The sequence below is a fragment of the Arthrobacter sp. B0316-1-20 genome (assembly GCF_059091865.1).
The window spans coordinates 50,472-71,237 of the sequence record NZ_JBNHHC010000031.1 but is presented as its reverse complement, the minus strand read 5'-3'; the positions used below and the strand labels follow the sequence as shown (position 1 = coordinate 71,237).

The 20,766-nt window shown below is 67.1% G+C and carries 16 protein-coding genes; 10 read left to right on the top strand and 6 right to left on the bottom strand.

The window, feature by feature from the left end; genetic code table 11:
* Positions 1-186, top strand: a 186-nt coding sequence (locus tag AC5RW2_RS31790; protein ID WP_494074925.1) for a hypothetical protein, incomplete at its 5' end; no start/stop codon positions are given.
* The gene (locus AC5RW2_RS31785; RefSeq protein WP_493950787.1) at positions 179-1,423 is read left to right on the top strand and encodes a L,D-transpeptidase; all 1,245 of its coding nucleotides are present in this window, start codon (positions 179-181) and stop codon (positions 1,421-1,423) included. The genes AC5RW2_RS31790 and AC5RW2_RS31785, both read left to right, overlap by 8 nt.
* Before the next feature lie 70 nt (positions 1,424-1,493).
* On the opposite strand, the gene AC5RW2_RS31780 is transcribed toward AC5RW2_RS31785, so the two are convergent.
* A complete protein-coding gene (locus AC5RW2_RS31780) occupies positions 1,494-2,297 on the bottom strand; it encodes an RDD family protein (RefSeq protein ID WP_493950786.1) in 804 nt (267 codons plus the stop codon).
* 113 nt (positions 2,298-2,410) lie between these two features.
* Here AC5RW2_RS31780 and AC5RW2_RS31775 point away from each other — a divergent pair, with 113 nt between their 5' ends.
* Together AC5RW2_RS31775 and AC5RW2_RS31770 are read left to right on the top strand one after the other, a co-directional pair.
* The gene (locus tag AC5RW2_RS31775; protein WP_493950785.1) at positions 2,411-3,403 is read left to right on the top strand and encodes a stage II sporulation protein M; all 993 of its coding nucleotides are present in this window, start codon (positions 2,411-2,413) and stop codon (positions 3,401-3,403) included.
* Between the two features lie 251 nt (positions 3,404-3,654).
* Complete coding sequence (locus tag AC5RW2_RS31770; RefSeq protein ID WP_493963411.1) at positions 3,655-4,920, top strand: TIGR01906 family membrane protein; 1,266 nt, start codon at positions 3,655-3,657, stop codon at positions 4,918-4,920.
* A gap of 163 nt (positions 4,921-5,083) precedes the next feature.
* On the opposite strand, the gene AC5RW2_RS31765 is transcribed toward AC5RW2_RS31770, so the two are convergent.
* Positions 5,084-6,895, bottom strand: a complete 1,812-nt coding sequence (locus AC5RW2_RS31765) for an AMP-dependent synthetase/ligase (protein WP_493963412.1) — start codon at positions 6,893-6,895, stop codon at positions 5,084-5,086.
* Between the two features lie 49 nt (positions 6,896-6,944).
* Positions 6,945-8,591: a dolichyl-phosphate-mannose--protein mannosyltransferase gene (locus AC5RW2_RS31760; RefSeq protein WP_493963413.1), complete on the bottom strand. Its 1,647-nt coding sequence runs from the start codon at positions 8,589-8,591 to the stop codon at positions 6,945-6,947.
* A 236-nt stretch (positions 8,592-8,827) separates the two neighbouring features.
* Here AC5RW2_RS31760 and rsmI point away from each other — a divergent pair, with 236 nt between their 5' ends.
* Positions 8,828-9,712: a 16S rRNA (cytidine(1402)-2'-O)-methyltransferase gene (gene rsmI / locus AC5RW2_RS31755; protein ID WP_493950781.1), complete on the top strand. Its 885-nt coding sequence runs from the start codon at positions 8,828-8,830 to the stop codon at positions 9,710-9,712.
* 215 nt (positions 9,713-9,927) lie between these two features.
* On the top strand, positions 9,928-11,409 hold the full coding sequence (locus tag AC5RW2_RS31750) for an NAD-dependent succinate-semialdehyde dehydrogenase (protein ID WP_493950780.1): 1,482 nt from the start codon (positions 9,928-9,930) through the stop codon (positions 11,407-11,409).
* Here AC5RW2_RS31750 and AC5RW2_RS31745 read toward each other — a convergent pair.
* From AC5RW2_RS31745 to AC5RW2_RS31735, 3 genes are read right to left on the bottom strand one after another with little or no spacing between them, the layout of a single operon-like run.
* Complete coding sequence (locus AC5RW2_RS31745; protein WP_493963499.1) at positions 11,397-13,772, bottom strand: transglutaminase TgpA family protein; 2,376 nt, start codon at positions 13,770-13,772, stop codon at positions 11,397-11,399. The two genes, AC5RW2_RS31750 and AC5RW2_RS31745, sit on opposite strands and share 13 nt — an antisense overlap.
* A 5-nt stretch (positions 13,773-13,777) precedes the next feature.
* Positions 13,778-15,151 (bottom strand): DUF58 domain-containing protein, encoded by a 1,374-nt coding sequence (locus AC5RW2_RS31740; protein ID WP_493963414.1) that lies wholly within the window; start codon positions 15,149-15,151, stop codon positions 13,778-13,780.
* Positions 15,152-15,155: 4 nt separating this feature from the next.
* A complete protein-coding gene (locus AC5RW2_RS31735; RefSeq protein WP_493950778.1) occupies positions 15,156-16,193 on the bottom strand; it encodes an AAA family ATPase in 1,038 nt (345 codons plus the stop codon).
* 140 nt (positions 16,194-16,333) lie between these two features.
* Between AC5RW2_RS31735 and AC5RW2_RS31730 the strand changes: the two genes are divergently transcribed.
* From AC5RW2_RS31730 to AC5RW2_RS31715, 4 genes are all read left to right on the top strand, one after another.
* The gene (locus AC5RW2_RS31730) at positions 16,334-17,287 is read left to right on the top strand and encodes a TatD family hydrolase (protein WP_493963415.1); all 954 of its coding nucleotides are present in this window, start codon (positions 16,334-16,336) and stop codon (positions 17,285-17,287) included.
* A 330-nt stretch (positions 17,288-17,617) separates the two neighbouring features.
* A complete protein-coding gene (locus AC5RW2_RS31725) occupies positions 17,618-18,730 on the top strand; it encodes a resuscitation-promoting factor (RefSeq protein ID WP_493950776.1) in 1,113 nt (370 codons plus the stop codon).
* Between the two features lie 132 nt (positions 18,731-18,862).
* Complete coding sequence (gene rsmA / locus AC5RW2_RS31720; RefSeq protein WP_493963416.1) at positions 18,863-19,783, top strand: 16S rRNA (adenine(1518)-N(6)/adenine(1519)-N(6))-dimethyltransferase RsmA; 921 nt, start codon at positions 18,863-18,865, stop codon at positions 19,781-19,783.
* 12 nt (positions 19,784-19,795) lie between these two features.
* Complete coding sequence (locus AC5RW2_RS31715; protein WP_493963417.1) at positions 19,796-20,731, top strand: 4-(cytidine 5'-diphospho)-2-C-methyl-D-erythritol kinase; 936 nt, start codon at positions 19,796-19,798, stop codon at positions 20,729-20,731.
* The last annotated feature ends 35 nt before the right edge of the window (positions 20,732-20,766 follow it).

Genomic DNA, 20,766 nt, shown 5'->3' with positions numbered 1-20,766 from the left:
CGATGGGCACCTCGGGTGCCCATCGCCGCCGTCGTCTCCGGGATGGTTACCGGATTGTTGGACGGCCGCGCCGCGGAATGGCCGGGCGCAGGCCCCCGCGCGACCTACCATGGAAGCAGGGCCGTGCTGGGCCCGGGCGGCGCGCACCATGCCGCGAGGTCTCGAGTTTGGGTTGGGGATGACTGAGGAAAAAAAGAAGCGCAAGGGCCTGAAGATTGCGCTGCTGTGCATCATCGGCGTGCTGGTGGCTGCCGCGGCAGCCGTCACCGCAGCCACCGTGGCGTCGCCCACCTTTGCCGCGCAACTCGGGCGCATGCTGGCCGTTGCGCCCGCCGAGCGCCCGGGATTCTCGGAACCGATTGCCAAGGCCATGTCGGTCGGTGTCTCCCCGAAGGACAAAGCCGTGGAGGTCAACCCGGCCACCGTCGCCACCATCACCGCCAAGAACGCCTCCATTAAAGACGTGCTGCTGGCACCTGCGAAGGGCGGGGACCCGGTTGCCGGCGAACTGTCCCAGGACGGCACCGTCTGGAAAGCCACTGAACGGCTGGACTTTTTGACCAAGTACGACTTCAGCTACACCCTCGTAGACAGCGTTGGCGCCGAGACGGTCAAGCAACAGAGCTTCACGACGGTGCTGGCACCCAACCAGGCCGACGGCTGGATGTACCCGCTGGACGGACAGCACGTGGGCATCGCGCAGCCTCTGGAGTTCAACTTCAGCGAGCCCGTGCTGAACAAGAAGAAGGTGGAGGAAGCCATCAAGATCACCACCTCCGCCGGACAAAAGGGCGAGTTCTACTGGTATTCGGACACCAAGGCCCGTTACCGGGCGGCAAAGTACTGGGCACCCAACAGCACGGTCACCGTGGACATGAAGCTCTTCGGCGTGGAGTTCGGCAACAAAATGATCGGCATGAACGACGAGAAGATCACCGTCAACATCCTTGACGACCGCCGGGCCATCGTCGATAACAAGACCAAGACCATGAAGATCTATGTGGGTGGCCAGTTGACCCAGACTTTCCCGGTCACTCTGGGCGACCCCAATTGGCCGTCCAGCAAGGGAATCCACCCGATCATGGACATGCACAAGTCGCTGCCGTTCAACCCGCGCAGCATCGGGCTCAAGCCCGGTGACCCTGACTGGTACGAGCCGTTCAACGCCAAGTACGCCAGCAGGCTGAGCAACAGCGGCGAATTCGTCCACACCGCGCTGGACCCCTCGGCGCTGGGTGTACGGAACATTTCGCACGGCTGTGTGGGCATGTCCGAGGCCGGCGCACGGTACTTCTACGAAACGATGCGCACCGGCGACATCGTGGATATCCGCAACACCGACGGTGGATTCCTGGATCCGACGGACGGTTTCGGCGACTGGAACGTGGACTGGAAGACCTGGACGTCCCAGGAGAAGAAGTAGCGGGTCCGGCGGCTCCGTGCTTGGGCGACCAGGCCAGCGTTCCTAGTCCGGCAGCACTTATCCGGAAGCGCTAGTCCTGGAACGGCAGCGCATGCAGCCGTTCGCCGCGCTGGACGGCCCGTTCGTGCTGCCGGGTCAGCCGGGAAAAGTCGCGTTCGCGCCGTTCGGCCATGACCGCCAGCAAGTACAGTTCCGGCGGTGTCCCAGCCGGCGGCGGGGGAGAGACGTAGCCTGAGGCTTCATTGGCCAGGGCGGTGGCCAGCCTGGCGCGGGAGGCCGGGATCATCTTGGGCGCTTGGGACAGGAACTGCACGATCCGCCGGGCCAGCGGTTCCGGCAGCCGCCCCATATCCGCCAGCTTCACCCACGGCGCCAGCTGCGGAGGAATTTCCGGCAGGACCTTCGGCATCACCCCGACGCGCTCCCGCATGCTGTAGGTGCCGGCCAGGAGATCGCCCAGCCGTTTGGACCTGTCATTGAACAGGGCCGCCATGAACGCCACCGAACCGAGCAGCAAGTACAGTTCGAAGACCGCCAGCAGCCCGCGGATGAACGCATGCCGGAAACGGATGGCGCCGCCGTCGTCACGGACTATGCGCAGCCCCATGACCCAGCGGCCAAGCGACTTGCCGCGGGTCAGCGTTTCGACCGCGATGGGCACGACCACCAGGAAGAACAACACCACCGTGATGCCCAGCGCCCGGGCGGCAGCGGCGTCGAATCCGACATTCAGGGTTTCGGTCAGCAGCACAAAGGCGGCTATCAGCAGGGCCACGTTGACCAGCACATCGATCATCGAGCTCAGCGCCCGGACCCCGAATGACGCCGGCCGCAGCTCCAGCACTACCGCCTCGCCGGTGATGACGTTGCTCATCGGACCCCTTTCCCGGGCGGCCTGTGCCGCCTGGTTCCACTCTAGCGATCCGGGCGCCAGCCGACGGCCGTTCGGACCGCTGACCCGGGTTCGCCGCCGGATAGGCTATGGGTGTGGATATCGATGCCTTCACCGCGGTGCACCAGCACGACTGGAAGCGGCTGGACGAACTGAGTGCCAAGCGCAGGCTCACCGGCGCCGAGGCGGATGAACTGCTGGTGCTCTACCGGCGTACGTCGACCCACTTGTCGATGATCCGGTCGGTGGCGGCTGAAGGCCAGCTGTCCGCGGCGCTCTCCACCCGGCTGTCCCGTGCCCGCACCCGGTTCACCGGGGCGCGCTCCCATTTCGCCCGGGACGTTGCCGAGTTTTTTGTGCTGTCTTTGCCTGCCGCGTTCTACCGGCTGCGGTGGCTGACCGTGATCATCGGCGCCGTGTTCATCCTGGTCGCGTGGCTGTTCGGCGCCTGGGTCGCGGGGAACCCGGAGGTCATCAAAGCAATAGGTTCGGACGAGGACATCCGGAAGTACGTGGAAGAGGACTTCGTCAATTACTACTCCGAAAATCCCAATGCCTCGTTCGCCGGGATGGTGTGGACGAACAACGCCTGGATCGCCGCTCAGGCGGTGGCGTTCGGCGTCACCGGGCTGTGGGTGCCGTACATCCTGTTCATGAACGCCCAGGGCGTCGGCATGGCTGGCGGAATGATGGCAGCCTACGATCGGTTGGACGTTTTCTTCGTCTACATCCTGCCCCACGGGTTGATGGAAATGACCGCGATCTTCATTGCCAGCGCGGCCGGCCTGCGGATCTTCTGGTCCTGGGTCTCGCCCGGGCGACTGACCCGCACGGCATCGCTGGCCCGGGAAGGCCGGTCGCTGATCACCGTTGCGCTGGGGCTGGTCCTGGTGCTCTTCATCTCCGGCCTGGTCGAGGGGTTCGTGACGCCGAGCCCGCTGCCGGACTGGCTGCGCCTGGGGATCGGCGTCCTGGTGCTGGCGGCTTACTGGGTTTACACGCTGGTGCTGGGCCGGCGAGCGTACCTGGCGGGGGAGCGCGGCGACCTCGGCCGGTTCGACGCCGGCGAGACCGCAGTCACCGGCTAGAAGCCGGGCGGGTCGCGCCCGGGGTGGCAACCGCGAAGCATCGCCGGCCAGCGGTAGTCTCATAATCAGAGAGGCCAGCGGTACAGAAAGAGGCGACGGACGTGGCAGTCGAACAGACGAACCCCGGCGGAGACGGACGCAGAGCCCGGACAGTGCCCGTAGAGGACACCGGTGTTGAGCCGGAGCGGGCCCCCGCACCCCCGGTACCAGCTGCCAACGGCCGCTTTCGGGACGGAGCCAACCCTCTTCCCATGCGGCGGCCCAGCCGGCTGCCGGATCTGAGTGCCGTGCGGCAGGGCGGTGGGACGGCGCGCGACGGCGGTGCTTCCGATACAGTCGGGTCCGAACCAGCGCCGGTGGCTGCTGCGCGGCGCCCTGACCGAAGCGAACCGGTTGCTACCGATGCCGGCGCTGACTTAGGCGGAGAGGGCCGGGGCTCCAGCGCGGGCTCGCCCGTAATCTCAGCGGCCAGCGCAAGCGCGGCGGGTGCCGGCACGGCCAGCCCGGGCACCACCAAGATCAGCACCGCCGGCACGGCCAGCCCGGGCACCACCAATATCAGCACCACCGGCACCGCCGGCGAGGTGCCGGCCTCCCGGAAGCCGGTGCCGGCCTTCCGGAAGCCAGTGCCGGCCGCACCACTGACGTCGCCCACCGGGGTGGCCTCGCCCGCCGCCGGCGGCGACGCGAACCCAGCGACCACCGCGCTTTCCGTCCGCCCGCCCCGTTCGGAAGTCGTGCGCCGCACCACGGCACGCGAAGAGGCAGTGAACGCCAAGCCTGTGGCGGGCCGCATCCTGCAGGTGGTGCTGGCCGTGCTGTTTCCGCTGCTGTTGATCATCGGGGCCATCCGGCTGGTGGCCACGCCGCTGTTCCTCTGGGCCGAATACCACCGGCCCGGCTTCCCCGCCGACAGCTTCGGCTTCAGCACCGACGACCGGATGACGTACGGTTCCTACGCGGTGGACTACCTGCTCAACTTCGCTGGTCCGCGGTACCTGGGCGACCTGGCCGGTCCGAATGGCGGCAGCCTCTTCCTGGACTCTGAGGTCAGCCACATGGCCGACGTCAAAGGCGTCTTCCTTGCGACCATGATTGCCGGAGCGGCCATGCTGATCCTGGCAGTGGTGTGCGTGGTCTACTTGGCCCGCCGCTACCACGGCGGCGTCCGCCGCGGCTTGTTCGCCGGTTCGGCCGCAACGCTGATCCTGATCCTGGTGCTAGGCATCCTGGGTGCGCTCAACTGGCAGCAATTCTTCACTGACTTCCACCGGATCTTTTTCGCCGACGGTACCTGGACCTTCTACGTGGACGATACGCTGATCCGTCTCTTCCCCGCGCAGTTCTGGATGGACTCCGGAATCGTCATTGCCTTGCTGGTACTGATGGTCTCCTCGCTGGTGCTGGCGCTGACCTGGCCCACGCGTGGACGCCGGAACCGCAGCGCCGCCGCTGCAGAAGAGCAGCGCCGCAGGCACGAGCTGCTGCTCGCCCGGGAGAAGGACCAGACGGCGTAAGGCCGCCGGCGGTCGCCCGGCGCCACCAGGGCAGGGTTTGTCTTCGAGGGCAGGGTCCACGGAGGCTGCCCTCGAAGAGCTACCCCGCCCTCGCGAGCCAACTTCTATCACCGGACGGCAGATTAGCCAGCGGCACCAGGTGGCTGGCGGCCCGGCCCGCCAGCTAGCTGTAGAGTCCGTCGATCTGCCCGGCGAAGTCCTCCAGCACGGTCATGCGCTTGAGCTTCAGCGACGGCGTCAGATGCCCGGAAGCTTCGGTCAGGTCCTGCCGCAGCACGTCGAACTTCCGAATTTGTTCCGCCCGCGAGACCAGCCGGTTGGCATGGTCCACGGCCTGCTGCAGCTCGGCCCGCACAGCAGGATCCTCCGCCGCAGCAGCAAGGTCCATTGGGCTGCGGCCGGCCGCGGCGAGCCAGCCGGCGAGTCCCTCTTCGTCCAGGGAGACCAGTGCCCCGATGAAGGGACGGCCTTCACCGACCACCACCGCCTGCGAGACCAACCGGTGCTCGCGTAACGCGTCCTCCAGCGGACCCGGTGCCACATTCTTGCCGCCGGCTGTCACCAACAGGTCTTTCTTCCGCCCGGTGATGGTGAGGTAGCCGTCGTCGTCCAGGACACCGACGTCGCCGGTGCAGAAGAAGCCGTCGCGGAAGAATTCAGCATTGGCAGCCTCGTTGTTGTGGTATCCGCGGGTGATGCCGATCCCCTTGATCAGGACTTCGCCGTCGTCCGCAATCCTGATGGTGGTGCCAGGCAGCGGCAGCCCAACGCTGCCGATCCGGTTGGCTCGCGGCAGGTTGACCGCCGCAGGCGCGGTGGACTCGGTTAACCCGTAGCCTTCCAGCACCGGCACGCCGATGCCGGTGAAGAAATGCGCCAGCATCGGATTCAGTGCCGATGCCCCGGAGACGGTGTACTCCACCTGGCCGCCGAAGGCCGCCCGGAGCTTGCCGTATACCAGCCTGTCGAACAAGGCACGCTTAACCTTCAGCGCCAGCCCGGGGCCGGGGCCGGTGCCGCGGGCCTGCGCATCCCGTGCTTGGGAGTAGGCAACCGCCGCTTGCGCTGCCGCGTCGAAGATCCTGCCTTTGCCGCCGTCGTGAGCCTTCTGTCGGGCCGTGGCATAGACCTTTTCGAAGACGCGGGGAACCACCAGCAGGAAGGTGGGCTGGTAGCTGGCCAGGTCCTCGATCAGCTCGGCCATGCTGGAGGTGTGGCCCATCTTCACTCCGCCGGCCAGGCAGATCACCTGCACCGCCCGGGCCAGGACGTGGGCCAGCGGCAGGAACATCAGCGATTTGGCATCCGGACGCTTCAGGATGTCCGGCAGGAACTCCACCGCGTTCACCGCCAGTTCGGCGAAGTTGCCGTGGGTGATGATGCAGCCGCGCGGCCGTCCGGTGGTGCCTGAGGTGTAGACCAACGAGGCCGCGTCCTGCATGCCGCGGGCGGTACGGCGCAGCTCGAGTTCTTCGTCGGTGACTGCGGTTCCGGCTGCCTTCAGCTTGGCCAGTCCATCGGCGTTCCCATCCAGCTGCCAAACGGGCAGTTCGGCGGGCAGCCCGGACATGGCCTGGTGCACCACGGCCGCCTTGGCAGCATCCTCGGCGAACACCATTTTGGCCGCGGAGTCCTGCAGTATCCACTGGACCTGGAGCGGGGACGACGTCTCATAGATGGGGACGACGACGGCGCCGGCGAACCAGCCCGCCAGATCCACCAGCGTCCACTCGAAGCGGGTCTTGGACATCACCGCAATCGTGTCGCCAGCGTCAATGCCGGACGCCATGAGGCCCTTGGCCAGCGACGTGACCTGGCCGAGGAGCTCGGCTGCCGAGACATCGGACCATGCGCTGTTGCGCTTGACGGCGTAGAGCGCCCGTTGCGGGTCGCGCTGGTGTTGCGCCACCAGGATGTCGGTGATGTTCGACCCCGCCGGCATGGCTGCCAGGAGTTCTGTTACCGCTTCGCGCACGTCGTGCCCACTTTCTGCTTCCGGGAAAAGTCGTGTTGTTGTGCCTGCATCAAATCCAGCTTGGCATCCACATCCGCCAGCGCCACTGGTTGTAATCGATCAGCTCTGCGGTCCAAACCGGCAGGAAAAATGCCGATACCAAGAGCGCTGCCGCCACAAAGAGCCCGACCACCAGCACGCCCTGGCGCCGGCGCCAAGGCGGGTCCGTCGGCCTGCCCAGGGCCAGCCCGAGCGTGTAGGTCAGCGCCAGCACCAGGAACGGCTGGAACGAGATGGCGTAGAAGAAGAAGGTGGTCCGCTCCGGGTAGAGGAACCACGGCAGGTAGCCGGCCGCGACTCCCGCGAGGATGGCACCCGCACGCCAGTCGCGTCGGCCGGCCCAACAGAAGAGCAGCACCAGCAGCGAGGCCGCCGCGGCCCACCAGATCAGTGGATTGCCCACCACCGTGACGGCTTCCGAACAGCCGCTGGCCGCCTGGCAAGCACCTTGGCCGTTTTCTGCGGAATGGTAGTAGAACGACGTCGGACGGCCCATGAACAGCCAGGTCCAGGCGTTGGATTCGTACGGGTGCTCAGAATGCAACCCGTTGTGGAAGGTGTAGGCGCTGCGGTGGTACTCGGCCAGGGAGCGCAGCCAGTCCGGCAACCAGCCCCAGCGTTCGGAAGGGTTCGACGCCACCCAGTTCCGGTCGTAGGCATTGTCCGAGTGCAGCCAGCCGGTCCAGGACGCCAGGTAGGTCAACGCCGCAACCGGAATCATGGTGAAGAACGCCGGGATGCCGTCGCGGATCACGCCGGCCGAGAACCACTCCTTAACGCCAGCGGTCCGGCGCGCGCTGAGGTCCCAGAACACGCACATGAGACCGAACGCCGCGACGAACGCCAGCGCGGACCACTTTGTCCCCACAGCCAGGCCCAGGCAGACACCGGCGGCCAGCCGCCACGGCCGCCAGAGTACCCATGGGCCGTAGAGCAGCCGCGAAGGGGGCGGCACCCCGGCGGGACCGGTGAGCCGAGCGATCTTCGCCGCCAGCCGGCGTCGTCCGTCGCTGCGGTCCAGCAGCAGGCAGCCGAACGCAGCGACCACCCAGAACATCAGGAAGATATCCAACAGCGATGTCCGGGAGTGGACCAGATGGTGGCCGTCAATGGCGGTCAACAAGCCGGCGATGCCGCCCAGCGCCGTCGACTTGAACAGTGCCTGCGCGATCAGGGCGATGAGCAGGATCGACAGGGTTCCCGTCAGCGCGGCGCCGAACCGCCAGCCGAAGGCGTTGTCGGATCCAAAGAGCCACATTCCCGCCGCGATCATCCATTTTCCCACAGGCGGGTGCACCACATACTCGGGGGTATCCAGCAAGACGTCCGGCTTGCCGGCATTAAAGGAATCGTTGGCGTTGTCGGGCCAATCGCGTTCGTAGCCGGACTGCAGGTAGGAGTAGGCGTCCTTGACGTAATACGTTTCGTCGAACACCAGCGAACCTGGTTCGCCCAGGCGGTAGAAGCGGAGCACGCCGCCAAGGACGGCGATGAGCAAGGGGAGCAGCCAGGACCACATGCCGAACTGTGCCGGAGCACCCAGCAACCGGCGACTCAGAACTGCCTCGCTGAAGGCTCGGCTGGGCGATTCCAGCCAACGTCCAAGGCGGCGGGCTTCCGCAGCAGGTCCGGGCGTGGCTTGGGTCACGGCCCTCATGTTACCGGCCAGTAAGTCAACGGGTGCGACGCGTCACCGTGAAGGTTGCCGGCCGCCCCAGAGCGGCCCTCGCTGCGGTGGGGCACATACCGACTCTATATAAGGTGCCGGCGAAACAGGCCATAGGTGCCGGCGAAGGAGAGACCGAACGGGCGGGCGACGCGGGTAGGACCGATCGACTCGCCCCGGTGCCCTTCTGGATTCCCGGCCGCCGGGCTGCGGGTAGGGTTGTCCATGTGAATGAGCGGGAGGCTGGCGGTCCGGCATCGGGACAGCCAGGGCAGATTGTGTTGGCGGGGACGCCGATCGGCAATGTTCGCGACGCCTCGCCGCGGCTGGTTGAACTGCTCCAGACGGCCGACATAGTCGCAGCCGAAGACACACGCAGGCTGCACAAACTGCTGCAGCTCTTGGGCATCACAACAAGCGGCAAAATCATCAGCTACCACGAGCACAATGAGGCCAGCCGCACCGCCGACCTGCTGGAACTGGTCCTGGCCGGCAGCACGCTGGTGATGGTAACCGACGCGGGCATGCCGGCCGTCTCCGATCCCGGCTTCCGCCTGGTCGAGGCTGCCGTGGAAGCGGGGGTCCTGGTTACCGCGGTGCCCGGCCCCTCGGCTGTGCTCACGGCGCTGGCGCTGTCCGGCCTTCCCACCGACCGTTTCACCTTCGAAGGATTCCTGCCTCGCAAACAGGGGGAGCGCGCGGCGCGGCTGGCGGAGCTGGCAGGCGAACGGCGGACCATGGTGTTTTTCGAGGCGCCGCACCGGCTGGCGGCAATGCTGCGCGCCCTCGATGCTGGGTTCGGCTCGGAACGACGGGCAGCCGTGTGCCGGGAACTGACCAAGCTGCATGAAGAAGTGCTGCGCGGTCCAGTCCGCGAACTGCTCGAATGGGCAGAAACAGAGGAAGTGCGCGGCGAGATCGCCGTCGTGGTGGCCGGAGCTCCGGAGGCAGCACCCGAACGGCCCGAAGACCATGTGCAGGATGTCAACGCCTTGGTCGCCCAAGGCGCCCGGCTCAAAGAAGCCGTCGCCGCGGTGGCCGCCGATGCCCGGATCAGCAAGCGGGAACTGTACTCGGCGGTGCTGGCGGCCCGCTCCAATACCGTCAGCTGAGCGCACGCGGCAAGGAAGCCGCCGTCGTCACATAACGCCCCGGGGCTCGTTCGATGCAGGCGGTGCGGGGCAGCCGTTGATATTGTCGATCTGCACAGTAGGGACCGTGGAACGTAGTGCACCCTCGCATTTACACCCGTGCAGCGGAAACCTACTGTGAAGGAAACCGGGCACTGCGCCCACGGACTCAATCCTGAACACTTGGAGGCACCGCCATGGCTGAAACCGCAGCCCGCGAAGCAGAACTGCTCGCCAAAGTACCCACCGGCCTGCTGATCAACGGCGAATGGCGCGACGCCTCCGACGGCGGCACCTTTGAGGTGGCGGATCCGGCCACCGGCAAGGTGCTGGCCACCCTGGCCTCCGCCACCAGCGAGGACGCGCTCGCCGCCCTCGACGCCGCCGACAAGGTGCAGGCTTCCTGGGCCCGCACCGCACCGCGTGAGCGCGCCGAGATCCTGCGCCGCGGTTTCGAACTGGTGACCGAGCGGGCCGAGGACTTCGCCCTGCTGATGACCATGGAAATGGGCAAGCCGCTGGCAGAATCCCGCGGCGAAGTAGTTTACGGCGCCGAATTCCTTCGCTGGTTCTCCGAAGAGGCCGTGCGCGACTACGGCCGCTACCTGACCACGCCCGAAGGCAAAAACAAGATCCTGGTGCAGCGCAAGCCGGTCGGACCGTGCCTGCTGATTACGCCGTGGAACTTCCCGCTGGCCATGGCCACGCGCAAGGTCGGACCGGCCATCGCCGCCGGCTGCACGATGGTGCTGAAGCCGGCCAAGCTCACCCCCCTGACCAGCCAGCTCTTCGCCCAGACCATGATCGAAGCGGGCCTTCCGGCCGGTGTGCTGAACGTGGTTTCGTCGAAGAGCGCGTCCGGAATTTCCGGGCCGCTGATGCAGGACTCCCGCCTCCGCAAGGTTTCTTTCACCGGTTCCACTCCGGTTGGCAAGCAACTGCTCAAGGACGCGGCAAACAACGTTCTGCGCACCTCGATGGAGCTCGGCGGAAACGCCCCGTTCATCGTGTTCGAGGATGCGGACCTGGACAAGGCCGTCGAAGGAGCCATGGCTGCCAAGATGCGCAACATGGGCGAGGCCTGCACCGCGGCCAACCGCTTCCTGGTCCAGGCCTCCGTGGCGGAGGAATTCACCACCAAGTTCGCCGACGCCATGAAGGCACTCAAGACCGGACGCGGCACCGAGGCTGACACCACGGTGGGCCCGCTGATTGACGGCGGCGCGCGCGACGACGTGCACGCCTTGGTCACGGCAGCGGTGGAAGCCGGGGCGTCCGTCAGCACCGGCGGCGCACCCGTGGACGGAGACGGCTACTTCTACCAGCCCACCGTGCTGGCCAACGTTCCGAACGACGCCGAGATCCTGCGCAGCGAGATCTTCGGCCCGGTCGCCCCGGTGACCACGTTCGAAACCGAGGAGCAGGCCATCGCGCTGGCCAACGCCAGCGAGTACGGCCTGGCCTCCTACATTTACTCGCGCGACGTGAACCGCATGTTCCGTGTCTCCGAGCAGATCGAATTCGGCCTGGTCGGCTACAACGCCGGCGTGATCTCCAATGCGGCCGCCCCGTTCGGCGGGGTGAAGCAGTCCGGCATGGGCCGCGAAGGTGGTGCAGAAGGTCTGGACGAGTACACCACCGTCCAGTACATCGGCATCGCGGATCCCTACGCCAAGTAGTTTCGGTCCAGCCGCCGGCCGTCCGCTCCGGACGGCCGGCGGCTGAACAGCGAGGCGGGCCAGAACAGGCCGGCCAAGCGCCGCCGCCAGCCGGCAAGCTCTCGGAGCCTGCCCTTGACGGCTTGCACATCCGCCCAGTGGGCAGCGTTGTCGCCGTCCGGTGACGGGGTCTCCGGAGCCGCGTACGCCGCTCGCTCGTAGCCGGCCCGCAGCCGGGTCAGGGCGGCGGAAGACTGGCCTGCGACCGCTCCGGCGTCGTCAAGGCGCTGTTGGAAAGCCCGCGGAGTCTCCGTGGCCGAGGCCGGCCAGCCGAGGTCCTCCGCGGTATCCACGGCTTCAACCCACGCGGCGACGGCGGCCCTGCGTCCGGTTCCGCCGGCCGCCAGCGCCGCCCTGCGCCGATTGGTACGACGGCGTCGCAGCACCAGCGGCGCCAGCAGGAGGCCCAGCACCAAGGCCGCGACTGCCGCAGACCACAGTTGGCGGAACCACACGTCGTCGTCCGCCGGAGCAGGAGAACTCGAATCGGCCGGCTCTTCAGCGGCGCCGGTGGCCGGCCGGGGCTGGTCCGTGGGCCGGAGAACGTCGTCCGCCGGTGCGGCAGAGCCAGGCGAGAAATCGGTCTGCGCGTAGGCCGGCAGCACGCCTCGTGACGGAGTCGGTTCGAAGGAGACCCAGCCGATGCCGCTGAAGAAGAGCTCCGGCCAGGCATGGGCGTCCCGGGAGTCGATTTCGAACTCCTTGAGGTCCCCGCCCGGGCCATCATTGATAACCGTTCCGGTGGGGCGCCCGGGTGCGTAGCCGACCGCCATCCGGCTGGGGATCCCGGCGATCCTGGCCATGATGGCCATGGTTGCTGCGTAGTGGATACAGTAGCCGGACTTCTCGTGCAGGAACGCCGCCACCACGTCAAATCCGCTCTGGTCGTAGCCGCCGTCAACGGGCGCCTGTTCCGAGTACACGAAGCCCGAGCTGCGCAGATACGTCTGGATGGCCATGGCCTGCTCGTACGGACTGTCCAGTCCGTCCAGCACTGTCGCTGCCGTCTCGGTAATAATGTCCGGCATGTTGCCGGGGAGCTCGGAGAAAACCGGATCAACAGCCCCACTTCCGGCCGGCTCGGCGGCGCGCAGCACGTCCCGGGTCAGCCGGGGTTTGGCGCTGCGCACTTCATAGTCCTGGTTCGCGGTGGTGGTGCCGGATTCTCCGCGGATGTTCAGCGTGCTGGCATCCCAGCTCCACTGGCCGCGGGCGCCGGAGACTTGCACCGGAGCATAGGGGGCCAGTAGCCACGGGCTGGTAAAGGAGGCCGTGCTGATCAGCGTGGTGGTTACCTCGCCGGCTGCCATGAGGTCCTGCACGCCGGGCACGTCCAGTTCGTCGATGCCCGTTCGCTTGTTGCCCCCGAACGCGCTGGGGCTCCAGCGCGCACCGGTCAGGTTCTCCAGCGTGACCGAGCGCAGATAAAGCGGCTCCTCCGCATCGGTGGCATAGGTCATCCGGCCGAAGGCGCCGGGCCGTCGGAGGTTGTCGCCCAGGCTGACCACCGGATTCAGTCCGGTGGGCGAACCCCAATTAAGCCGCGACCCCTCCGGAAACAGCCCGGATGAGAAGCCTGGGACGGCCAGCGGGAGCACCATCGCGGCCGCCAGCCCGGCGGCCGCGATGCCGGAGCCGCGGCGGAGCTGCTCCGACGATGCCAGACGGCCCCTGCCCCCGCCATCGGCGGCCAACCACTGGGCGCATCCCAGCAGCAGCAGATAACCGGCGGCGGCAGCCAGGAATCCTGCCGCACCGATGCTGTTCGGTTTGATCATGGCCGGAACAGAAGCCAAACCGAGCAGGCCCAGACCGCTGATGGCAGGCATCTGCAGCGGGACGGCGAGGGTGTCCACCAGCAGGGCAATCAGTCCGACTCCCACGCAGGCCGCCAGGGCAATGCCGGGGTTGACCAGCACCGGAGCCACCTGCGACACCACGGTGTCCCGGGCTTCCTCCAGCATAGGATCCAGGGCGGCGAAGGTGCCGGGTCCGGGGATAACGCCCAGGAAGCTGGAAGGCGCCAAGAACATGGCGTTCACCGACATCACCAACGCGGCCAGGCCCAGCAGCGCCCCGGTCAGCGGGGTCCAGTCCATCCGGCGGGCCAGACCGGTGGCAGCCTCGATGGAACATACGGTCACGGCGACGTGGAACAGCCAGCTCCAGCCGTCGAGGACGCCATGCAGGTTGGCGGCGGTGAGCAGGACTGCCACGGCGACGGCGGTGCTCATCAACCACGGTGCGAAGCCGGGGGAGGGGGGCCGGCTGCCACTGCGACCGGATGGTCCGTGCGTGCGGCGGTCGGTGGGCCGGTCCAGCATGACGGTCACGGCGCCGCTCCTGTTCCCATTGGTTCGATGCGGTCGCGCAGGTCGAAGTGCGCCCAGGCGGCCGACACCGAGGCTTTGGGGCTGATCGCCACGGTCCGCCAGCCCCCGGCGCGCAGCAGGTCCATGGGCGCCCTCGCGTGTTGTGGCTGGTCGGTAACGATCAGGGCGAAGGCATGCGAGCCGAATTCGGCAGCAGGTGCCAGCAGCCGCGCTTCATCGCTGCTGATCTCGCCCAGGACGGCGACGAGCGGCCCCTTGTATTTGTGCGCCGCAAGCTTGTCCATCAGCCGGTCCCCGAAAGCAGGCGCCGTTGGATGCCGCTCGGACTTACGGTGGTCTTCGGCCAGGCCCAGCGCGGCCAGCCCTTCGGCCAAATCTTGGTAGCCCGCGGGTCCGTCGAATTCTTCCTGACCGGGCGACGGCGCGGACGGCGACTCCAGCACGGCTGCCGCGGCGTGGATGTCGAGGAGCCGGACCGTGTAGTTGCGTTGCAGGAAGTCGTTGGCGGCCGAGGCCACGGCCGTGACTGCCCACTCAAAGGACGGCGAGGTGTGCAGCAGGTCGCCGTGATGGTTGCCGCCATCGCCGAAGGAGGGCAGCAGGCCGTTGCCGAAGGCCGAAGCCCGCCGGTCCAGCACGATCGTGGCCTGCGGTGTGGTCACCGATTCTTCCTGGCGGACCATCAGCTCGCCGTGCCGGGCCGTCGCTGCCCAGTGGACCCGGCGCAGCGGATCGCCATAGCGGTATTCGCGGGTCATCACGTCGTCGTCGCTGGGATTGGCTTGCCGCCTGGTGCTTGCTGTGCCGTCGGAACCGCGTGCTGCGGTCAGCGTGGTGGCGGGCAGTTGCACCGGGGCCGGAGTGACCACCAAGGGACTGGTTTCGCCTAGATGGTGCCGGTGGTTGGCCAGTCCAAAGGGATCGGTGAAATCGGCTGTGACCGGTCCGATGGCGAACAACCCGCGCTGGTTGGAGCGGACCTTGTATTCATAGATGCTCGCTCCGGAGCGGGACGGGTGCCGGGCCGGGAACCGGAATGACGGAGCCTTGCCGAAACGCAGCGGCAGCTGCTCCTCCATGTACACGAGACCCGCCAACCCCCCGCTGCGCCGCACGGTCAACTCGATCTGCGCCACCACGCCGGTTTCAACGGAGGGGGGCCGGAACTTTCGCTCCACGGTGAACTGTGGTTTGAGCAGCACCATCGCCGCCGCCGCCAGCAGCGGCAAGCCGACCAGGAACAGCCCGAGCGTGAGCAGGTCCCGGCGCCCCAGTACCTGCGCCAGCAGCAGCGCCAGCGTTCCGGCCGCCACAAATCCCCAGCCGCGCAGCGTGATGAACCGGGTGGGCAGCCAGCCGAAGGCGCCCATGGCGTCAGGGGGATACGCGGCGGGATTCGCCGCCGACCGGGACTTTGGCTACCACCGCTGCCACCACGCTGGAAGCGTCTTCGCCGGCCGTCACGGCTTTGCGGTCGAGGATCAACCGGTGGGCCAGCACGGCTTCGGCGACGCTGGCCACATCATCGGGAAGGACGAAGTCGCGGCCGTTCAGGGCCGCCGTCGCCTTGGCCGCACGCAGCAACTGGAGCATGGCGCGCGGGCTTGCCCCCAGCCGCAAATGCGGATGGTCCCGGGTGGCCCGACCGATGCTGACCGTGTATTCCTTCACTGCGGGCGAGACGTAGACATCGCGGACCGTGGCGACCATGCTGCGCACCTCGTCCACCGTGACGACGGGACGGACAGCCACCAGCGGTGAGACCGACTGATGCGTCTCCAACATGTCCATTTCCGCGCGCAGGTCCGGGTAGCCCATGGAAATCCGGGCCATAAACCGGTCGCGTTGGGCTTCCGGCAGCGGGTAGGTGCCTTCCATCTCGATCGGGTTCTGCGTGGCGATCACCATGAACGGAGTGTCCAGCGGGTAGGAGGTGCCATCCACCGTGACTTGGTATTCCTCCATGCACTCAAGCAGCGCCGACTGCGTTTTGGCCGAGGCACGGTTGATCTCGTCACCGATGACGATGTTGGCGAACACCGGTCCCGGCCGGAATTCGAACCGGTGCTTGTCCTGGTTGTAGACCGAGACACCGGTGACGTCGGAGGGCAGCAGGTCCGGCGTGAACTGGATCCGGTGCACGCTGCAGTCGATGGTCTTGGCCAGTGTCTTCGCCAGCATGGTCTTGCCGACGCCGGGCACGTCCTCCAGGAGCAGATGCCCCTGGGCCAGCAGGACGGTCAGCGCCAGCCGGGCCGCTTCAGACTTACCGTCGATGACGGTCTCGATCGCAGCCCTGATCCGCCCGCAGGCGTCATGGAATTCAGCCAGCGCAAGCCCGTCACCCTGTCCCAGCCCAGCGCTGCCGGAGCGGATAGTCCCGGCCTCTGCCATGTCCTGCTGCGTATCCATCAATTGCCTTCCGGTAAGACGGGGCCGGTTGTCTCAACCCTACTGGCTGCCTGTGTGATGCGGTAGACACTTGAAACGTTTGTTTGATACGCCTGCCGACGGTAACGGGGCCGCAGCCAGAGCTTCAGTAGGCTGGCAGTATGGCCAATTTTCCAGCCGCCGTTGCCGGCGAAACGCCCCCCGCTTACACAGTTGACAGCTCAGCGGCCCAGACGTCTACGGTGCGCAGCCCCACCGAGGGCGACGGCCGTCGTCGTAATCTGAGCTATCCGCCGGCGCCTGAGCCGCTGCCGGTGCCGGTGATGGACAACCACACCCATCTGGACTTTCGTGACGGGCTGGTGTCGGTCACGGTCGGGCAGGCGATGGACGCCGCCGAGGCGGTTGGCGTCGCGGGCGCGGTCCAAGTCGGCTGTGATCTGGAGTCGGCGCGCTTCACGCTGCAAGCTGTTCAGGCCGAGCCGCGGCTGCTGGGCGCCGTGGCCATCCATCCCAATGACGTGCCCCCGCTGGCCGAGGCCGGCACACTGGAGCGGGCCCTGGCGGAAATTGAGGCAATAGCCAAGCATCCGCGCATTCGGGCCATCGGTGAGACCGGCCTGGACTACTACCGGACGGAAGCCGGAGGTCGGGGAGCCCAGCAGGAATCGTTCCGCCGCCACATTGACCTGGCCAAACGGCTGGGCCTGGCCCTGCAGATCCACGACCGCGACGCACACGAGGACGTGGTGCGGGTGCTGCGCGAGGAGGGCGCACCGGAGAAAGTGGTTTTCCACTGCTTTTCCGGCGATGCAGCGCTGGCCAGAATCTGTAATGACAACGGTTGGCATATGTCCTTCGCCGGCACCGTCAGCTTCAAGAACGCCGACGGCCTGCGCGAGGCGCTGGCCACGGCTGAACCGGCGCTGGTGCTGGCCGAAACCGATGCGCCGTTCCTGACCCCGCACCCGTACCGCGGGCGTCCCAACGCCAGCTATTTGGTGCCCTACACCGTGCGTTCGATGGCGCGGGTTCTAGACAAGGAACTGGCGGCGTTATGCACAGAGGTGGCGCAAAACACGCAGCGCGTCTACGGCTCGTGGCAGAGCGAATGACACAGCAGTATTTTTCCTAGCCAGCCCCGGTAAATGTGAAACAGCGGCCTCCGGGACCGGGGTCCGTGGCGCGGTGCCCCGGCTACCGCCGGGTAACCGGGCTTGTCGCCATGTCACGTTTCGATTACGGTAGGTAGCTAATGGCCGGGGTCGGGGAAGGCATCCGGACATTGCCACACCGGTAGCGGTTGCAGTTGGACGTTCCGTTCGTACGCCCAAACAGCCGCTGCAGGTGCTTGCCTGCACTCGCATCGTGCCGTGGGAATCGGCGCGCTCTTGGCGTGTGTCTTCATGTCCCCGTGCCCGGAAGCTGCAACAGATTCGGGAACCGTGACAAACGCGCTGAAGAACCGCTGGGTGAAGATCGCCGGCCAGATCGTCGTCATGACCGCACTGGTCCTTGGGCTGGTTGCCTTCGTGGGCAACAACAAGTCCGTGACCCTGACAGTGGACGGGCAAGCGAGCACCGTCTCCACGTTCGGCTCCACGGTGGCGGATGTACTCGCCGAATCCGAGGTTGTGGTCGGCGAACGCGACGACGTCACGCCGGCGGTCGGCGAGGAAATCTCCGACGGCGCCAACATCGAGGTAGTCACCGCCAAGCCGGTCAATGTGAACGTGGACGGCGACAGCTCCACGATCCACACGACGGCCGCAACCGTCCGGGAACTGCTGGATGAACTGGAAGTGACCGACGAGTCCGCCCTGTCGGCGCCGCTGACCGCCGAACTGGCCTCGGTGGGTGCGGTGACCATCTCAACCCCGAAGAATGTCACGATTGCCGTCGACGGCAAGACCCGCAAGGAAGTCACCACCGCGACGACGATCGGCAACCTGCTGCAGGAACACAAGATCAAGGTCCGCAAGGACGACAAGCTCTCCGTGGCTGCCAAGGAACCGGTCGAGGAGGGCACCAAGGTCAAGGTGACCCGGATTGACCGCGAGCGAGTCGAGGAGACCGAGTCCATCCCGTTTGGTACGGACGAGACGACCAACTCCTCGATGTTCAGCGACGAAGAAAAGGTCACCCGTTCCGGCAAGGCCGGCGAACGGGTTAAGGTCTACGAGATCGTCCTGACCGACGGGAAGGAAACCAGCCGAAAGCTGGTCAGGGAAAAGGTCACTCGCGAACCGGTCAGCCAGAAGATCACCGTTGGCACGAAGAAGCGCCCGGCCAAGGTCAATAACGCCAGCGTAGGCGGCACCTGGCAGGCGCTGGCGGAATGCGAGTCCGGCGGCAACTGGTCCATCAACACGGGCAACGGCTACTCCGGAGGCCTGCAGTTCAGCGCCAGCTCCTGGCTGGGCGCCGGCGGCGGCAAGTATGCGCCCTACGCTTACATGGCCACTCCGTCGGAACAGATCGCGACCGCCGAAGTGCTGCGCGGCAACGGCGGGTGGGGCCACTGGCCTGCCTGCGCCGCCAAGCTGGGACTGCTCTAAGCATCCCGTCAGTTATTCCGCCCACTTCGGGCCCGGGCACCACAGCCCGGGCCCGAAGTGCGTTAACCGGGGGTGCGGCAGGCGGGTGGGGCGGGGCCGCGGCAGCAGGCGCCGGCCCGATACGATGGCACAGTGACAGAACCACATTCCGCCCCCGGCACCGGCTCCCGGCAGAACGACAGGGAAACTGCGGCCGTACCACCCAAGCCGTTGCTCGGGGCTGCCGACATCCGCAGGCTCGCGGCCGAACTGGACGTGCGTCCGACCAAGACCCTAGGACAGAACTTCGTCATCGACGGCAACACCATCCGCAGGATCGTGGCCACCGCCGACGTAGTACCCGGTGAGACCGTGCTGGAGGTCGGTCCCGGTCTCGGCTCGCTCACGCTTGGGCTGTTGGATGCAGCGGGGCATGTGGTCGCCGTCGAAATCGACCCTAAGCTTGCCGCCCGCCTGGAGCAGACTGCGTCCGAATGGCGTCCCGACGCCGCCGGCCGGCTGGACGTGGTGCTGGCGGACGCGCTGCAGGTCACCGAGCTGCCGAAGGCGCCGGACGCGCTGGTCGCGAACCTGCCCTACAACGTTGCCGTGCCGGTGGTCCTGCACCTGCTGGAGCACTTCCCGTCGCTGCGGCACGGCTTGGTGATGGTCCAGGACGAGGTGGCCGACCGGCTTGCGGCCAAACCCGGTTCCAAGATCTATGGCGTTCCCAGTGTCAAGGCCGCGTGGTACGGCAGCATGCGCAAGGCAGGCGTGATTGGCATGAACGTGTTTTGGCCGGCACCCAAGATCGCCTCCGGCCTGGTGGAGTTCACCCGCGGCGAGCCGCCGGTGACCCGCGCCCCGCGCCGCGAGGTATTTGCCGTCATCGACGCCGCCTTCGCGCAGCGCCGCAAGACGCTGCGGGCGGCCTTGGCCGGTTGGGCCGGCAGCGCGGCGCGGGCGGAGGAAGCGCTGCGCCAAGCCAATGTGGATCCCAGCGCGCGCGGGGAAGTGCTGGACATCGCCGCCTTTGCCCGGATCGCGGAGTTCAACCATCCGCTCGTCGGCTAGGAGGATGGTGGCATGAGCAGAACACGTCCGGTCCGCGTCATGGCGCCGGGAAAGATCAACGTCTCCTTCCGCGTCGGCGGCCCCCGGCCGGATGGCTATCACTCGGTGGCCAGTGTTTACCTGGCGCTCTCGCTCTACGAGGAAGTCACCGCCACGGCGCGCGACGACGAAGCCATCACGGTCAGTGTGCGCAATGGGGCTGGACTGGACTTCGACCTGGCCGGCATTCCGCTGGATACCTCCAACTTAGCGGTGCAGGCTGCGGAACTCATCCGTGAAACCTTGGGCCACCCGCAGGGTGTGCACCTGGACATCACCAAGCGGGTCCCGATAGCGGGCGGGATGGGCGGTGGGTCGGCCGACGCCGCTGCCGCCCTGGTGGCCTGCAGCGCGCTCTGGAATACCGGCTACTCGCGCGATGAACTGATCGGGCTGGCTGGCGGACTCGGCGCGGACGTGCCGTTCGCGCTGCACGGCGGGGTTGCCGTCGGGCTCGGGGTCGGCGACCGGCTAACGCCGGCGCTGGCGCGCAGCGAAATGCACTGGGTGCTGGTCCCGGCCTCGTTCGGCCTGTCGACGCCCAAGGTCTATGCGGTGGCCGACGACCTGCGGGCCCGCCGCGGCCACGTGCCGGCCGAACCGGAGCAGGTAGAGCCGGCGATCCTGCAGGCCATGCAGTCCGGCGACGTCCACCAGCTGGCGGGCTGTTTGCACAATGACCTGCAGGAAGCCGCCATCGAACTGGCGCCCGAGCTTGCCGATATCCTTGAACTGGGCCGGGCCGAAGGCGCGCTGGCCGGCCTGGTTTCCGGTTCCGGCCCAACCGTGGCCTTTCTGACCGCGGGACGGCAGGAAGCGGCAGAACTGGCTCAGCGGCTCTCGGACGTCGCCGGCGTGGTTGCCCTGCCGGTCCGCGGACCGGTGCACGGCGCCCGCATCATGGCCTGACGGCGCGGCCCTACCCGGCCACCACACGGTCCGAC

What these genes read in the sequence shown, in the direction of transcription:
- AC5RW2_RS31785 (WP_493950787.1), top strand. Translation starts at nt 179, where the DNA reads ATGACTGAGGAAAAAAAGAAGCGCAAGGGCCTGAAGATTGCGCTGCTG.
- AC5RW2_RS31780 (WP_493950786.1), bottom strand. Translation starts at nt 2,297, where the DNA reads ATGAGCAACGTCATCACCGGCGAGGCGGTAGTGCTGGAGCTGCGGCCG.
- AC5RW2_RS31770 (WP_493963411.1), top strand. Translation starts at nt 3,655, where the DNA reads ATGCGGCGGCCCAGCCGGCTGCCGGATCTGAGTGCCGTGCGGCAGGGC.
- AC5RW2_RS31760 (WP_493963413.1), bottom strand. Translation starts at nt 8,591, where the DNA reads ATGAGGGCCGTGACCCAAGCCACGCCCGGACCTGCTGCGGAAGCCCGC.
- AC5RW2_RS31750 (WP_493950780.1), top strand. Translation starts at nt 9,928, where the DNA reads ATGGCTGAAACCGCAGCCCGCGAAGCAGAACTGCTCGCCAAAGTACCC.
- AC5RW2_RS31745 (WP_493963499.1), bottom strand. Translation starts at nt 13,772, where the DNA reads ATGCTGGACCGGCCCACCGACCGCCGCACGCACGGACCATCCGGTCGC.
- AC5RW2_RS31740 (WP_493963414.1), bottom strand. Translation starts at nt 15,151, where the DNA reads ATGGGCGCCTTCGGCTGGCTGCCCACCCGGTTCATCACGCTGCGCGGC.
- AC5RW2_RS31735 (WP_493950778.1), bottom strand. Translation starts at nt 16,193, where the DNA reads ATGGATACGCAGCAGGACATGGCAGAGGCCGGGACTATCCGCTCCGGC.
- AC5RW2_RS31730 (WP_493963415.1), top strand. Translation starts at nt 16,334, where the DNA reads ATGGCCAATTTTCCAGCCGCCGTTGCCGGCGAAACGCCCCCCGCTTAC.
- AC5RW2_RS31715 (WP_493963417.1), top strand. Translation starts at nt 19,796, where the DNA reads ATGAGCAGAACACGTCCGGTCCGCGTCATGGCGCCGGGAAAGATCAAC.